This window comes from Dechloromonas agitata is5 (genome assembly GCF_000519045.1).
GTDB classification, from domain to species: domain Bacteria; phylum Pseudomonadota; class Gammaproteobacteria; order Burkholderiales; family Rhodocyclaceae; genus Azonexus; species Azonexus agitatus.
Window position 1 is genome coordinate 562,379 of record NZ_KI912532.1, and the last position, 14,757, is coordinate 577,135.

Below are 14,757 nucleotides of genomic sequence, written 5' to 3' on the forward strand. Positions count from 1 at the left end.
GGTTTTTCTTGTCGGAACATAAGGAAACGGCACCTTGCGGTGCCGTTTCGTGGGTGTGGAATGCTAGATCACTTCTTCTCGACTGCGGCCTTGGCCGCGTCGGCCGCCTCCTTGACGGCCTCAGCTCCCGACTTGACGGCCTCGGCCCCTGCCTTGACGGCCTCCGTACCCGCCGCCGTCGCAGCCCCTGCCACCGCCTTGGCAGCTTCCTTCACTTCGGCAACGGCCTCCTTGACGTCCGCCTTCACCGAGTCGGCCGTCGTGCCACCCAGGGTTTCGACATAGGCCAGCTTGCCGCCCTTGTACTGATAGATCGATATCGCGCCACCCTTCAGATCGCCCTGCGGGTCGAACTCGATCAGCGCCGTCACGCCATCGTATTTGGCCTGACCGATAACCGGCAGGAACTTGGCCGGATCAACCGAATCGGCTCGCTTCATCGAATCCGCCATGACCATCACGGCATCGTAAACGTACGGCGCATAGAGTTGGATTTCGGCGTTGAACTTCTTGGTGAACTTGTCACGGAACTCCGGGCCCTTGGCCAGTTTTTCCAGCGGCATGCCCGGCAGGGAGCAGTAGTGACCTTCCGCCGCCTCGCCCCCCAGCTTCATGAACTCCGGCGTACACACGCCATCACCGCCGAGGAACTTGGCCTTGATCCCCAGCTCCTTCATCTGCTTGGCCATCGGGCCGCCCTGGGCATCCATGCCGCCATAGAAGACCAGTTCGGCCTTGGTGGACTTGATCTTGGTCAGGATGGCCTTGAAATCAGTGGCCTTGTCAGTGGTGTATTCATTGGCGACAACCTTGATGCCGGAAGCCTCGGCAGCCTTCCGGAACTCGTCGGCCAGGCCTTGGCCGTAAGCCGTGCGGTCATCGACCACGGCCACCGTCTTGATCCCCTGCTGCGCCGCGAACTCGCCGAGCACCTTGCCTTGCTGGACATCGTTGGCCATCACGCGGAAGGCCGTCTTGAAGCCTTGCTGGGTGTACTTCGGATTGGTTGCCGAGCCGGAAATCTGCGGGATGCCGGCATCGGCATAGAGTTTGGAGGCCGGGATGGTGGTACCCGAATTCAGGTGGCCGATGACGCCGTTGACCTTGGCATCGACCAGTTTCTGCGCGACAACGGTTCCCTGCTTAGGATCGGCCGCATCGTCCTCGGCCAACAGTTCGAACTTGACCTTGGCGCCGCCGATTTCCACGCCCTGGGCGTTCAGTTCCTCGATGGCGAGGCGGGCACCGTTTTCGTTGTCCTTGCCCAGGTGGGCCTGCGGACCGGTCATCGGGGCGACATGGCCGAGCTTGACGACAACTTCCAGTTTGCCGGCCGACGCGGCAGCGGGCGCAGCGGCCGGTTTCGGCTCCTCCTTCTGCCCGCAGGCAGACAGGGCAAAGGCGGCGACAACGGAGAGGGCAACTACGGAAAGCTTCGCTTGCATCGGTTTTTCTCCTGAATTCTGGCGGGATGGTGTGGTACGCGCCGATTGTGCGGAGGCGCTTAGACCATGTCAATAATTAGGTGTATGATCAAAATCAGACAATTCTGGACGAGGGTGCTCAATGCCGGCATTTGCCCGAATGCGCTTTTTGCTCACCCAGGCGGCTCGCAAGCTGTTCTCGATGCTGCCACAAAAGAGCCGCCACGAGGTCTACCGCTCCTTCGTCGACTGCCGCGAGCCGAACCAGCGCCTCGTTCTGAAAATCGCCGAAACCCAGGAAGAACTGGAAGCCTGCTTCACGCTGTTGCACGATGCGTATGTCAGCAGCGGCTTCATGACCCCCGACCCGTCCGGCATGCGGGTCACCATCTACCATGCACTGCCCACCACCACGACGTTGTGCGCCAAGATCGGCGACCAGGTGGTCGGCACGCTGTCATTGATCCGCGAGAGCGCGATCGGCTTCCCGCTGCAACGCATCTTCGACCTGACCGACGTCCGCGAGAAGGAGGGCCAGATCGCCGAGGTTTCCGCGCTGGCCGTACATCCGCGCTACCGGCGCACGGGCGGGACCATCCTCTTCCCGCTGATGAAGTTCATGTATGAATACTGCACGACCTTCTTCGACACCCGGCATCTGGTCATCGCCGTCAATCCGCGCCACATCGAGATGTACGAGTCGCTGCTCTTCTTCAAGCGGCTGACCGCCAACGTCGTCGAGAACTACGATTTCGTGAACGGCGCACCGGCCGTCGGCGCCACGCTGGATCTCAAGCACGCGCCGGAAATCATGCGCAAGGCGTATGCGAAGAAACCGCCCAATCGCAACCTGCATCGCTATTTCTGCGAAATCAAGCTGCCCAACATCCAGATTCCGCACCGCCGTTTCTTCACCACCAACGACCCGGTGATGACGCCGCAGCTGATCGATCACTTCTTCAACAAGCGCACCTCTGTTTTCGCCGAGCTGAGCGACCGCAAGAAGGCGCTGTTGCACCTGATCTACGATCTGCCGGAATACAAGAAGGTGCTGCCCCCCCTGCCCAGTGACGGCGTCGTCCGGCAGATTCGCCAGCACCGGCGTTTCTCGGTCAAATGCCCGGCCCGACTGGCCGACAGTAACCCGCTGGCGAGCGGGCCGATCCAGGTCGAGGTCAATGAGGTATCGCGCTACGGGTTCCGGGCCCGCGTCGCCCAGCAGATTCCGGCCAACGTGTGGCTCAAAGCCACCGTGCAACTCGGCCTCAATGAGGTGTCGCGGCTGACCGTCCAGGCGGTGCAGGAAACCGAGATGAACGATCAGCATTACTGCGGTTTTCGTATCGGCGAACCCGACCTCGTCTGGCGAAAATTCGTCACGGCACTCTATGAAGGGCATACTCACACGGATCTTGACCAAGCAACCCGATTCCTGACGTGAGCCAAGCCCTTCCCTCCTCCCTGATCCAAGCCCTCCAGCAACAGTTCCAGCAACGTTTCACCCTCGGCGAATCGGCCCGCCTGCAGCATGGCCGCGACGAGTCGGTACATGCCCCGCAGCCGCCCGACGGCGTGGTGATGGCGGAAAGTACGGAAGAAGTCGCCGCCGTCATCCGCCTCTGCGCCGAGCAGGGCGTGCCGGTCATTCCCTACGGTGTCGGCAGCTCGGTCGAAGGCCATGTCCTGGCACCACGGGGCGGCATTTCCCTCGACCTCTCCGGCATGAACCAGGTCCTCGCCATCCATGCCGACGATGGCGACGCGGTCGTACAAGCCGGCGTCACCCGCAAGCAGTTGAACGATGCCCTGAAAGGTACTGGTCTCTTCTTCCCGATCGACCCCGGCGCCGATGCCACCCTGGGCGGCATGGCGGCCACCCGCGCCTCGGGCACCAATGCCGTGCGCTACGGCACGATGAAGGATAACGTGCTGGCCACCACGACAGTGCTGGCCGACGGCCGGGTGATGAAAACCGGCGGCCGCGCCCGCAAGTCCTCGGCCGGCTACGACCTGACCCGCCTGCTGGTCGGCTCGGAAGGCACGCTGGGGGTGATGACCGAACTGACCGTCAAGCTCTATCCGATCCCGGAAGCCATCTCGGCCGCCGTATGCACCTTCCCGAGCATCGAAGCAGCGGTGCAGACGGTGATCCAGACCATCCAGCTCGGCGTGCCGGTGGCGCGCATCGAACTGCTCGATGCCCTTTCCCTGAAGGCCATCAACCAGTTCAGCAAGACCACGCTGGCCGAAGCGCCGACCCTGTTCTTCGAGTTCCACGGCAGCCCGGCCGGTGTCGAGGAACAGGCGCAGACGGTGCAGGCCATCGCCGATGACCTGGGCGGGGCCAACTTTGCGTGGGCCACCCGGCCGGAAGACCGCAGCCGCCTGTGGCAAGCCCGCCATGACGCCTACTTCGCCTGCCTGCAATTGAAGCCCGGCTGCCGCTGCTTCCCGACCGACGTCTGCGTGCCGATCTCACGCTTGGCCGAGTGCATTGCCGAAACGCAGGCCGACATCGCCCAAGTAAGTATTCCGATTGCCCTCTTCGGGCATGTCGGCGACGGCAATTTCCATCTTGTCGTGCTGGTCGACACCGACAACCCGAAGGAGATGGAAGAAGCCGCGTGGATCAGCCGGCGGGTAGTCGAACGGGCGATTGCGATGGAAGGTACCTGCACCGGGGAGCATGGGATTGGGCTCGGGAAGAAGAAATATCTCGTCGCTGAGCACGGAGAGGTGGCGGTGGATGTCATGCGGGCGGTGAAGGCGGCGCTTGATCCGCGGGGGTTATTGAACCCGGGGAAGGTTTTGCCCTGAGGCTGAGGGGTGATGTGCACTCCGGGCGCTTCGTAGTTGACCTTTTTTTTCGCGCTTGCAGCGCGACAGCCCCTAACCGAACACACGAAGCGCCCGGGGAAATCCCCCACTTGCCAGAACCATCCCCACTCCCCAATACTCAAATCTCCAACCCCGCCCGTCATCACCCCCGACGAGCGGGCAACACACGAACCGGCCCACAAGGCCGCATAAATGGAGACAAAAATGGGCAAACCCGATTTGCCAGCCGCGCTATCCGCGACGCTGGACGACAAATACACCCGCACGGCCGGCCGCGTCTTCCTGACCGGCACCCAGGCGCTGATCCGCCTACCCATGCTGCAACGGGAACGCGATCTCGCCGCCGGACTGAATACGGCCGGCTTCATTGCCGGCTACCGCGGCAGCCCGCTCGGCAATCTCGATCTCGGGCTATGGAAAGCCAAGCAGCACCTCGCCGACCATCACATCACCTTCCAGCCCGGCGTTAACGAAGATCTTGCCGCGACGGCGGTCTGGGGCAGCCAACAGGTCGGCCTCTTCCCCGGCGCGAAATACGACGGCGTCTTCGGCATGTGGTATGGCAAGGGCCCGGGCGTCGACCGCTGCGGCGACGTTTTCCGCCACGCCAACGCCGCCGGCACCGCCCGGCACGGCGGTGTGCTGGTCATTGCCGGCGACGATCATGCCGCCAAGTCGTCCACCCTGCCGCACCAGACCGAGCATGTCTTCAAGGCGGTGATGATGCCGGTGCTCTACCCGGCCAATGTGCAGGAATACCTCGATTTCGGCCTGCACGGCTGGGCGATGAGCCGCTATTCCGGTTGCTGGGTCGCCTTCAAGGCCCTGGCCGATACGGTGGAAACCTCCGCTTCGGTCACGATCGATCCCGCCGCCGTCCGCATTGTCATTCCCGGGGATTTCCCGCTGCCGGCAGACGGCCTGAACATCCGCTGGCCCGACCCGCCGCTGGTGCAGGAAGCCCGTCTGCTCAACCACAAGCTTTACGCCGCGCTCGCCTATTGCCGGGCCAACCGTCTCGACCGCCTGGTAATCGACTCGCCCGCCCCGCGTCTCGGCATCCTGACGGCGGGAAAAAGCTATCTCGACGTGCGCCAGGCGCTGGACGAACTCGGCATTGACGAGCCGTTGGCCGCCGAGATCGGTATCCGGCTGTACAAGGTCGGCATGGTCTGGCCGCTGGAGCCGGAAGGTGTCCGCCAGTTCGCCGAAGGGCTCGAGGAAATCCTCGTCGTCGAGGAAAAGCGCCAGCTGCTCGAATACCAGCTCAAGGAGGAACTCTACAACTGGCGGGAAGACGTACGCCCGCGTGTCATCGGCAAGTTCGACGAAATCGGCGAGTGGAGCGAGGGCAACTGGCTGCTGCCCGCTGCTGGCGAATTGCCGGTAGCGAGCATCGCCCGCGTCATCGCTGAACGCATCGGCCGCTTCTTCACGTCGTCGACCATCGCCGCCCGCCTGAACATCATCGCCGCCAAGCAGCAGGCCGGCAAAACCCCCATCGTGCTGGCCGAACGCAAGCCGCACTTCTGCTCCGGCTGCCCGCACAACACCTCGACCCGGGTGCCGGATGGCTCACGCGCCGTGGCCGGTATCGGCTGCCATTACATGGTGACGTGGATGGACCGCTCAACCTCAACCTTCACCCACATGGGCGGCGAAGGGGTGCCCTGGGTCGGCCAGGCGCCCTTCACCGAGGAAAAGCACATCTTCGCCAACCTTGGCGACGGCACCTACTTCCACTCCGGGCTGCTCGCCATCCGGCAGTCCCTGGCTGCCCGGGTGCCGATCACCTACAAGATTCTCTACAACGATGCCGTGGCGATGACCGGCGGCCAGCCGGTGGACGGTTCGCTGAGCGTGGCCCGCCTCACCCGCCAGCTCGAAGCCGAAGGCGTCGAGAAAATGGTCATCGTCGCCGCCGCACCGGACAAATATGCCGAAGTGACCGATCTCGCCCAACCCGGTGGCAAGGCGATCCCGATCCGCCACCGTGACGAGCTCGATGCGGTGCAGCGCGAGTTGCGCGAATACCCGGGTGTCTCGGTGCTGATCTACGACCAGGTTTGCGCGACGGAAGCACGGCGCCGCCGCAAGCGCGGCAAGATGCCCGCTGTCACGCAGCGCGTCGTGATCAACGAAGCGGTCTGCGAAGGTTGCGGCGACTGCTCGGTGCAATCCAACTGCCTGTCGGTCGTGCCGGTCGAAACGCCTTTCGGCACCAAGCGCCAGATCGACCAGTCGGCCTGCAATCAGGATTTCTCCTGCCTGAAGGGCTTCTGCCCGAGCTTCGTGACGCTGGAAGGCGCCCGGCCGAAAAAGGCCGCGGCTGCGGCCGACGATACAGACTGGCCGATCCTGCCGGCCCCCGCCCTGCCGGCGACGGTGCAACCCTACAACCTGCTGATCACCGGCGTCGGCGGCATGGGCGTCATCACCCTCGGCGCCCTGCTCGGCATGGCCGCCCATCTCGACGGCAAGGGCGTTTCAGTGCTCGACATGACCGGCCTCGCCCAGAAATACGGCGCCGTCTTCTCGCATCTGCGCATCGCCGACCGCCCGCAGGACATCCACGCCGCCCGCATCGCGACCGGCGAGGCGCATGCCGTGCTGGGTGGCGACCTGGTGGTCAGCGCCAGTAGCGAAGCCCTGTCGAAGATGCTCGAGGGCCACACCCGGGCGGTTGTCAGCTGCACCGACACGCCGACCGCCGAATTCACCCGCAACCGCGACTGGCGCTTCCCGCTCACCGGGCTGCAAGGCCAGCTGCGCGAAGCCCTGGGCGCCGATCAGGTGCAGTTCATTGATGCCCAGCACCTGGCGACCCGGCTGATGGGCGATGCCCTCTACGCCAACATGCTGCTTCTCGGCTACGCCTGGCAGCACGGTCTGGTACCGGTATCCGGTGCGGCTCTGGAGCAAGCCATCGAACTCAACGGCGCCGCCATCGAGGCCAACCGACTGGCCTTCGCCTGGGGCCGGCGAGCTGCCCTCTACCCGGAACGGGTTGCCGCGCTGGCGGGCCCTCTGGCGGGCGAAACCCGGGCGACCCCCTCGCTCGACGAACTGATCGCCCAGCGCAGCGCCCATCTCGCCGCTTACCAGGATGACGCCCTGGCCGAGCGCTTCCGCCGGCGCATCGCCGCTATCCGTACACTCGGCGACGCTGACCTGAGCCGCGGCGTTGCCACCCAGTACGCCCGCCTGTTGGCGCCCAAGGACGAGTTCGAAGTCGCCCGCCTGTATGCCGAAAGCGATTTCCTGGCCGGCCTCCGGCAACAGTTCGACGGCGATTTCCGCCTCGCCTTCCATCTCGCCCCGCCCTGGCTGGCCAAACCGGGGCCGGATGGCCGTCCACGCAAACGGCGTTTCGGCCCGTGGCTACTGCCGGCCTTGCGCCTGCTGGCACGTGCAAGGCGGTGGCGCGGCACCTGGCTCGATCCGTTCCTGCGCAGCCCGGAGCGCGCCCTCGACCGCCGCCTGCTGGCCGATTATGAAGCCGATCTCGACCTGCTGCTCCAGGCTGGCCAGGGTGGCCCGGCTGCCCAGGCGCTCGCCAACTGGCCGGGCGATGTACGCGGTTTCGGCCCGGTCCGCGAGGCGGCCGCCGAACGCGCCCTGCGCCAACGGGAAGCGGCGCGCGAGAAGCTCCGGGCGATGACCTGAGCCCTTGCAGGGCTGTCCCCCAGATTGTCCCTGCGGGCCGGCACGCGCGCTGATGCGCAATCCGGGGGGACTATCGAAAACCCACCGCCGAGGTTCACCACGAAAACACCCGGCCGGAATAGCTCGCCCCCTGCGCTGGATCTCCTTTGCGCTAGCTGGGCGCCGGGTGGCATGTGTCTTTTACCGGCCCATCTTTTTCCAACCTCCTGATCTCGTACCCTGGCGAACAATCCGGGATAATCGCGGGATGTTCTCGCCGCCGCTCCGCCAGCTCGCCCTGCAGGGCGCCGCCGTCATCCTCGTCCTTTCCCTTGCCTGGCCCTATTTCGGCGTGCAGGGCGAAGCCCTGCCCTGGCGGGAGACCAGCCTGGCGATCGGCGGCGTTGCCCTGCTCTTCGCCACACTGTCGCGCCAGGCATGGTGGTGGCGGCTGATCCACGCCCTCTTCATGCCGCTGGTCTGGGCGACTTACCAGCTGGCCATCGACCCCGGCTGGTTCCTGCTCGCCGCCATCTTGCTGCTGCTCGTCTATCGCGGCGCGCTGAGCGGGCAGGTGCCGCTTTATCTGTCCAACCGGCAGACGGTGCAGGCACTGGCTGAACTGCTCGCCGAGCGCGGCCCCTGCCGCTTCATCGATCTCGGAGCCGGACTGGGCAGCACGGTGGTACCGCTGGCCGACAACCTGCCCGAACACCGCTTCACCGGCGTCGAAAACGCCCCGCTGACCTGGCTTGCCGGCCGCCTCCTCGGCATCGGCCGGCCGAATCTGGCGTGGCGCTGGGGTGACCTGTGGCAGGCCGACCTGGGCGAGCACGACGTGGTCTATGCCTTCCTGTCGCCAGCCCCGATGTCTCAGCTGTGGGAGAAGGTGCAGGCCGAAATGAAGCCGGGCAGCCTGTTCATCAGTAACAGCTTCCCGGTTCCCGGTGCCACGCCGGAACGCATCATCGAAGTGGATTGCGTCCCGCCGCGACCGCTCTATTGCTACCAGCGCTAGCCCGGCATGCCCGCCCGCAAGCCCGAAACCCTGGCACTGACCGTATCGCTGATCGGTACGCTGATCGTGCTGCTGGTCTTCCTGGCCGACCTCGTCGTCGCCCGCCACCGCGACCTGGATGCCGGCGAACGCCGGCTGCAGCATTTCGGCATCATGATGGCCGAGCACACGGCACGTACCTTCGAGGCCGTCGATGTGCTGTTGCGCGAGACGGCGACCGACCTGTCGCACAGTCGGCGCGACTGGGAAAACTGGGAGGCGAGCAAGGGCTGGGAATACATCGCCCAACGCCATTCCCGGTCAATGCCGCAATTGCGCGACCTGATCATCTTCGACCGGCTGGGCAACCAGCGTTTCATCTCGACCTATTTCCCGGCGCCACAGATCAACGTCCGCGACCGCCCCTACTTCGCCGCCCTCGAAGGCGGTGCCGAGGGAGCCACCTTCGGCCCCTTCATCGGGCGCAATTCGGCCCGTTACACCTACGCCATTGCCCGCCGGCTGACCGGCGACAACGGCCATTTCAACGGGGCGGTGTTCGGCGCGATCGAGCCAGCCTTCATGCAGGAATTCTGCTGGTCGAACCGCCTCTCCGACGATTTCGAATCGGTCCTCGTCAATGCCCGCGGCGAGGTTGTCGCCTCCTGCCGGCCGACCGATCTCAGCCGGCAATCGCCGGTGATCGGCGCCCTGGCTGAACTGGTGCTGTTCGAGGGGAAGCTGCGCGGTGCCCTGCCCAACCAGGGCCTGCTCACCGTCAACGGCCTGCTGGTCGCCGCTGCTCCGGTGCCGGGCTTTGCCGACCTGCGCATCCTGAGCGCGATTCCGGAAAGCACGCTGCTCACCAACTGGCAGAACCGCCTGTTCGAACTCGGCACGCTCGCCACGCTGGTCACCGTCGTCCTGCTCGTCAGCGCCGCCCTGATCCGCCGCCAGGTACGGGAAATGGCCCGCATGACCATCGAACTCGCAGCCAGCCACGAGCATCTCGAAGAGCGCATCAAAGAGGCAACGCTCGAACTGGCCGGGCAGAAGGACGCGGCGGAGCGCGCCAATACCGCCAAGAGCCGCTTCCTGGCAGCCGCCAGCCATGACTTGCGACAACCCCTGCATGCCCTGTCACTGTTCGCCACCGACCTGCAGCGCCAGGTGCGCAGTAGCACGCCGCAGGAACTGCCGCGCCTGGCTGAGCAGATCGCCGCCTCGACCGCCCTGCTCGGCGAATTGCTCGATTCGCTGCTCGACATCTCCCGGCTCGATGTCGCCGGCATCAAACCGGATAGCCGCCCATCCGGACTCCAGCCGATCTTCCAGCGCGTCGCCGACTCCTTCCGGCGAGCGGCAACCGACCGTAACCTGACCCTGCGCTGCCGGCCGAGCAAGCTATGGGTCGATACCGATCCGGTAATGCTGGAGCGGATGATCGCCAACCTGGTCTCCAATGCGCTGCGTTACACCCCGGCTGGCGGCCGTGTCCTGGTTGCCGCCCGCCGCCGCGGCGGGCGGGTCGCCATCGAGGTCAGGGACAGCGGCATCGGTATCGCCAAGGAACACCAGGCGGCGATCTTTGCCGAGTTCTACCAGGTCGGCAACGCGGCGCGTGAGCAGAACAAGGGCCTCGGCCTCGGTCTCTCCATCGTCGACCGGCTGGCCAAGGCGCTCGATATCCAGGTGACGCTGAAGTCACGCACAGGCGAAGGCACCCTGTTCACCCTCCTTGTCCCGGCCTGTGCGCCGCTGGCAATGGAAGCCCGTACCGAAACCGGCACACCGGCCGGCAAGGTGCATTGCATCGGCAATTCCGACGATTTGCGGGCGAGCGCCGAACTGCTCGGACACTGGGGTTATGAAGTGGTTTGTCGGCCGAGCGGCCATGCCGGCCGCGAGTTGAAGGACAGCGTGGTCATCGCCGATCAGGACGCGCTCGGTGCGCTCTGCGGCGGCCAGGCGCCCCCCATGCCGGTCATCGTACTGGCCCGCGAGACGCCGGGCAAGCTGCCCGAAGGGGTGCATGCCCTGCCGCTGCCGCTACGGCCCGCCAAGCTGCGGGCCCTACTCAGCCAGCTTCAGAAAGCGCTTTCGAAGTCGATGCCGTAGCGCGCCACGGCGACCAGCGCCTGGGTCCGGCTGCTGACGCCAAGGGTCTTGAAGACGGCGGTCGCATGAATCTTCACAGTCCCTTCCGACAGGCCGAGCTGGTCGGCAATATCGCGATTGGTCAGGCCGCGCACCATCAGGGCGAGCACTTGCGCCTGCCGCTCGGTGAGCCCCACCTCATCCGGTCTGACACCGTTCTTGGCCGGCGGGATCGGCGTTTCGGCATCGAGCGTCGGAGCGGCCGACTGGCCGCTCGGCCGGAAAATGTTGCCAGCCAGCACCGCGCGCACCGCCGAGAGCAGCGCCTCGCCGGAAAAAGCCTTGGGAATGAAGCCGGATGCGCCGAGATTGAGCACGCGGGTGATGGTCGGCGTGTCATCGAATGCCGACACGACGGCGACCGGCATTGCCGGATAACGGCGGCGCAGGATGTCGAGGCCGGCGAAACCGTCGATGCCCGGCAGGGCCAGGTCGAGCAGGACGAGATCGAACTCGCCCTCGCCATCCAGCACGTTGAGGGCCGATTCGAAATCCGGTGCTTCGAGCACCACGGCGCCGCGCTCCAACTGGCCGAGCAAACGGACCAGGCCTTCGCGGACCAGTGCATGATCTTCCACCACCAACAGCTTGAGCATACCCACCCCTCCTTCGACAGGCCGCTAATTTAGCATTTTGCATAGCCGCTGGGTTGATGCAGATCAGGTACCCAATCGCCCGAAAACCGCGCCTTGGGCACGTAACCTTGCCCCTGCTCGGGCATCCGGGTTTAAGATGTCAGCATCCAACCGGAAGGAGACGACAATGGCTGACGAACAGGTTAACGACCCCCTCAATTTCATGCGCAACATGTGGGGCAACATGGGTTTCTCGCTCCCCGGCATGGTCGCACCGACCTTCGACATCGACGAACTCGACAAGCGTATCAAGGACATGAAGGCCGTCGAAGGCTGGCTGCGCATGAACCTGTCGATGCTGCAGATGACCATCCAGGGTCTCGAAATGCAGCGCACCACGGTAAGCGCCGTGCAGACCATGGGCAAGATGGCCGCCGATGCGGCCAAGTCGATGACGCCGGAAGCAACCGCCGAGGAAGCGGCGCCGCCCCCGCATTTCTTCCAGGGCGTGGCCGACCCAGCCAAGGGCTCCCTGTCCGACGCTGCGATGTGGCCGTGGCAGATGATGCAGCAGATGCGCGACCAGATGCAGCAACATGCCGACGCTGCCGCGCAGGCGACGCAGGCCGCGGCAGCGGCGCCCCCCGCGGCCAAGCCGAAGACGACCCGCAGCAAGAAATAAGACGAACAACGACGCCGAGCGGCTCGCGCTGAGGCTCAGCGCAGCAGCCAGGCGGCCCAGAGCGGCAGGGTCAGCATCGAGCCGAGCGTCGTCGCCGAGATCAACCAGGCGACGCTCCTGCCGTCGCCCCCCATGCGCATGGCCAGGATATAGGCCGAGGATGCGGTCGGCAGCGCCGCAAAGAGCACGACGACCTGATAGTTCAGGCCGCTCAGCCCCAGCCAGCTGCCGACAGCCAGCGCCACCAGCGGCAGGGCAAGCAGTTTGACGGCGATCAGCCAGACGGCGAAGCCCTTGACTCCGGCTGTGCCGTCCAGGCGCAGTGCGGCGCCGACGGTGATCAGGCCAAGCGCGATCGAGGCATCGGCCAGGCGCCCCAGGAAGGCCTGGACCGGCGCCGGCGGCACGAACCCGGCCAGGTTGAGCAGAAAGCCGAGGCTGGTTCCCCAGATCAGCGGATTGCGCGCCAGTTCGCGCCACAGGCCGGCATCGCCATGCCGGGCGAGCATCCAGACCGAGACCAGGTTGGCGACCGGTACCGCGGCGCCGACGATCAGGCCCATGGTCGCGATGCCCGGCGCGCCGAACAGCATGCCGGCGACAGCCAGCGCGATGTAGGAATTGAAGCGGTAGGCGCACTGGAACATCGAGGCATAGGTCAGCGCCGGGATTTTCATGAACACCCTGGGCAGCAGGCCGAGCGCCATGCCGCCGGCCATTGCCGCGAACGCCGTGGCGAGCAGGGGCAACGCCGCCGCCAGATCGAGGCGGGTGCGCACGATGGCGTTGATGAGCAAGGCCGGGAAGAGGATGAAATAGACCAGCTTTTCCACCCCCGCCCAGAAATGATCACCGAGGTGCATCCAGCGCCGGATGGCGACGCCGAGCAGGATCAGGGCGAAATCGGGGAGCAGCAGGAGGGCAGTGTTCATCGACGCATTCTAAATCCGGCTGCGCCCTCGCCCTATCCGTACTATCCGACCCCGGCTTGACCCTCCGGGGCAAACCCGAAATACTGCCTCTGCCGGCCTGCCGCACAGCGTGCGTAGCGGGCCACGACAAGGAGAATGACATGCAACTCGAATGGTGGGCGTGGATCGTCGGCGGCATCGGGCTCATCGTGGCCGAGCTGGCGATTCCGTCGTTTTTCGTCATCTGGTTCGGGCTGGGCGCCCTGCTCGTCGGCCTGCTCATGCTCGGGTTGCCCGAGTTGTCGCTGACCGCGCAGCTGGCCATCTGGACGGCGGCCTCGCTGAGCATGGTGGTGCTGTGGTTCCGCGTCTTCAAACCCGGCTTCCAGAAAACCCGCATCGGCACGGCAGCCGGCGAAGCCATCGGCGAGATCGGCCTGCTGGTCAGCGCCGTCGCCCCGTTCGAGCGCGGCAAGGTACGTTTCCAGCGTCCGGTGCTCGGCTCGGAAGAATGGGTGTGCATGGCCGACAGCCCGATCGCCGCCGGCGAACGGGTGAAGGTCGTCGCCATTGAAGGTAGTTTCCTGACCGTCAGCAAGATTTGAGGAGCAGAGCATGGAAGCAAGTCCCGGATTCATCGTCGTTGTTGCCGTTCTGGCCTTTGTTGCCGTCACCATCGCCAAGGGCGTGCGCATCGTGCCGCAGGGCGAGGAGTGGATCGTCGAGCGGCTCGGCAAATACCACGGCACACTCAAGCCCGGCCTGAACATCGTCATCCCCTATCTCGACAAGATCGCCTACCAGTTGGTGACCAAGGACATCATCCTCGACGTCCAGGAGCAGGAGGTCATCACCCGCGACAACGCCGTGATCCTGACCAACGCCATCGCCTTCATCAAGGTTACCGACCCGGTCAAGGCAGTCTATGGCGTGACCGATTTCTCGGAGGCGATCCGCAACCTGATCATGACCACGCTGCGCTCCATCGTCGGCGAGATGGAACTCGACGAGGCGCTGTCGTCGCGCGACAAGATCAAGGCCCGGCTGCGCGAGAGCATCGCCGACGAGGCAGTGGACTGGGGCCTCACCGTCAAGTCGGTGGAGATCCAGGACATCAAGCCCTCGCAGTCGATGCAGAAGGCCATGGAAATGCAGGCCGCCGCCGAGCGCGAGCGCAAGGCCGTCGTCACCCGCTCGGAAGGCGCCAAGCAGTCGGCCATCCTCGAAGCCGAGGCGCGCCTCGAATCGGCCAAGCGCGATGCCAATGCCCAGGTGATGCTGGCCGAAGCCTCGGCCGAGGCAATTCGGAGGGTGACCTCGGCCATCGGCGAGCAGAGCGGCCCGATGTCCTACCTGCTCGGCGAGAAATACATCGCCGCGCTGGAACGGATGGGTGAGAAGGACAACGCCAAGGTCGTCGTGTTGCCGGCCGACCTGCAGGAAGCCGTGCGCGGGCTGTTCGGCCGCAAAGGCTGAGCACAACCATCTCGCCGCCGGCCAGGGCTGCTGAATTCAGCGCATTCCGTCA

11 protein-coding genes are annotated in these 14,757 nt (G+C 65.3%); 8 read left to right on the forward strand and 3 right to left on the reverse strand.

The features are described 5' to 3' along the window. Positions 1-68: 68 nt before the first annotated feature. Positions 69-1,445 carry a branched-chain amino acid ABC transporter substrate-binding protein gene (locus tag K420_RS0102845; protein WP_027456721.1) on the reverse strand — a complete coding sequence of 459 codons (1,377 nt, stop codon included), beginning with the start codon at positions 1,443-1,445 and terminating at the stop codon, positions 69-71. A 139-nt stretch (positions 1,446-1,584) separates the two neighbouring features. Between K420_RS0102845 and K420_RS0102850 the strand changes: the two genes are divergently transcribed. The 5 genes from K420_RS0102850 (at position 1,585) to K420_RS19540 (ending at position 11,022) form a co-directional block, all read left to right on the forward strand. Next, on the forward strand, positions 1,585-2,865 hold the full coding sequence (locus K420_RS0102850) for a GNAT family N-acetyltransferase (RefSeq protein ID WP_232422722.1): 1,281 nt from the start codon (positions 1,585-1,587) through the stop codon (positions 2,863-2,865). Next, positions 2,862-4,241, forward strand: a complete 1,380-nt coding sequence (locus tag K420_RS0102855) for an FAD-binding oxidoreductase (protein WP_232422723.1) — start codon at positions 2,862-2,864, stop codon at positions 4,239-4,241. Before K420_RS0102850 ends, K420_RS0102855 begins: the two co-directional genes overlap by 4 nt. A 225-nt stretch (positions 4,242-4,466) precedes the next feature. Next, positions 4,467-7,928 (forward strand): indolepyruvate ferredoxin oxidoreductase family protein, encoded by a 3,462-nt coding sequence (locus tag K420_RS0102860; protein ID WP_027456724.1) that lies wholly within the window; start codon positions 4,467-4,469, stop codon positions 7,926-7,928. 247 nt (positions 7,929-8,175) lie between these two features. Then, positions 8,176-8,925, forward strand: a complete 750-nt coding sequence (locus tag K420_RS0102865; protein WP_027456725.1) for a class I SAM-dependent methyltransferase — start codon at positions 8,176-8,178, stop codon at positions 8,923-8,925. A gap of 6 nt (positions 8,926-8,931) precedes the next feature. Then, entirely contained in the window at positions 8,932-11,022 is a 2,091-nt protein-coding gene (locus K420_RS19540) for a cache domain-containing sensor histidine kinase (protein WP_051452927.1), read from the forward strand. Here K420_RS19540 and K420_RS0102875 read toward each other — a convergent pair. Further along, on the reverse strand, positions 10,992-11,657 hold the full coding sequence (locus K420_RS0102875) for a response regulator (protein ID WP_027456726.1): 666 nt from the start codon (positions 11,655-11,657) through the stop codon (positions 10,992-10,994). The two genes, K420_RS19540 and K420_RS0102875, sit on opposite strands and share 31 nt — an antisense overlap. 166 nt (positions 11,658-11,823) lie before the next feature. Here K420_RS0102875 and K420_RS0102880 point away from each other — a divergent pair, with 166 nt between their 5' ends. Then, positions 11,824-12,318 (forward strand): PhaM family polyhydroxyalkanoate granule multifunctional regulatory protein, encoded by a 495-nt coding sequence (locus tag K420_RS0102880; protein ID WP_027456727.1) that lies wholly within the window; start codon positions 11,824-11,826, stop codon positions 12,316-12,318. Positions 12,319-12,353: 35 nt separating this feature from the next. Here K420_RS0102880 and K420_RS0102885 read toward each other — a convergent pair whose 3' ends face one another. Then, the gene (locus K420_RS0102885) at positions 12,354-13,250 is read right to left on the reverse strand and encodes an AEC family transporter (protein WP_027456728.1); all 897 of its coding nucleotides are present in this window, start codon (positions 13,248-13,250) and stop codon (positions 12,354-12,356) included. Between the two features lie 140 nt (positions 13,251-13,390). On the opposite strand from K420_RS0102885, the gene K420_RS0102890 reads away from it, so the two are divergent. Together K420_RS0102890 and K420_RS0102895 are read left to right on the forward strand one after the other, a co-directional pair. Beyond that, a complete protein-coding gene (locus K420_RS0102890; RefSeq protein ID WP_027456729.1) occupies positions 13,391-13,834 on the forward strand; it encodes an NfeD family protein in 444 nt (147 codons plus the stop codon). A gap of 10 nt (positions 13,835-13,844) precedes the next feature. After that, the gene (locus K420_RS0102895; protein WP_027456730.1) at positions 13,845-14,705 is read left to right on the forward strand and encodes an SPFH domain-containing protein; all 861 of its coding nucleotides are present in this window, start codon (positions 13,845-13,847) and stop codon (positions 14,703-14,705) included. Positions 14,706-14,757 lie beyond the last annotated feature (52 nt).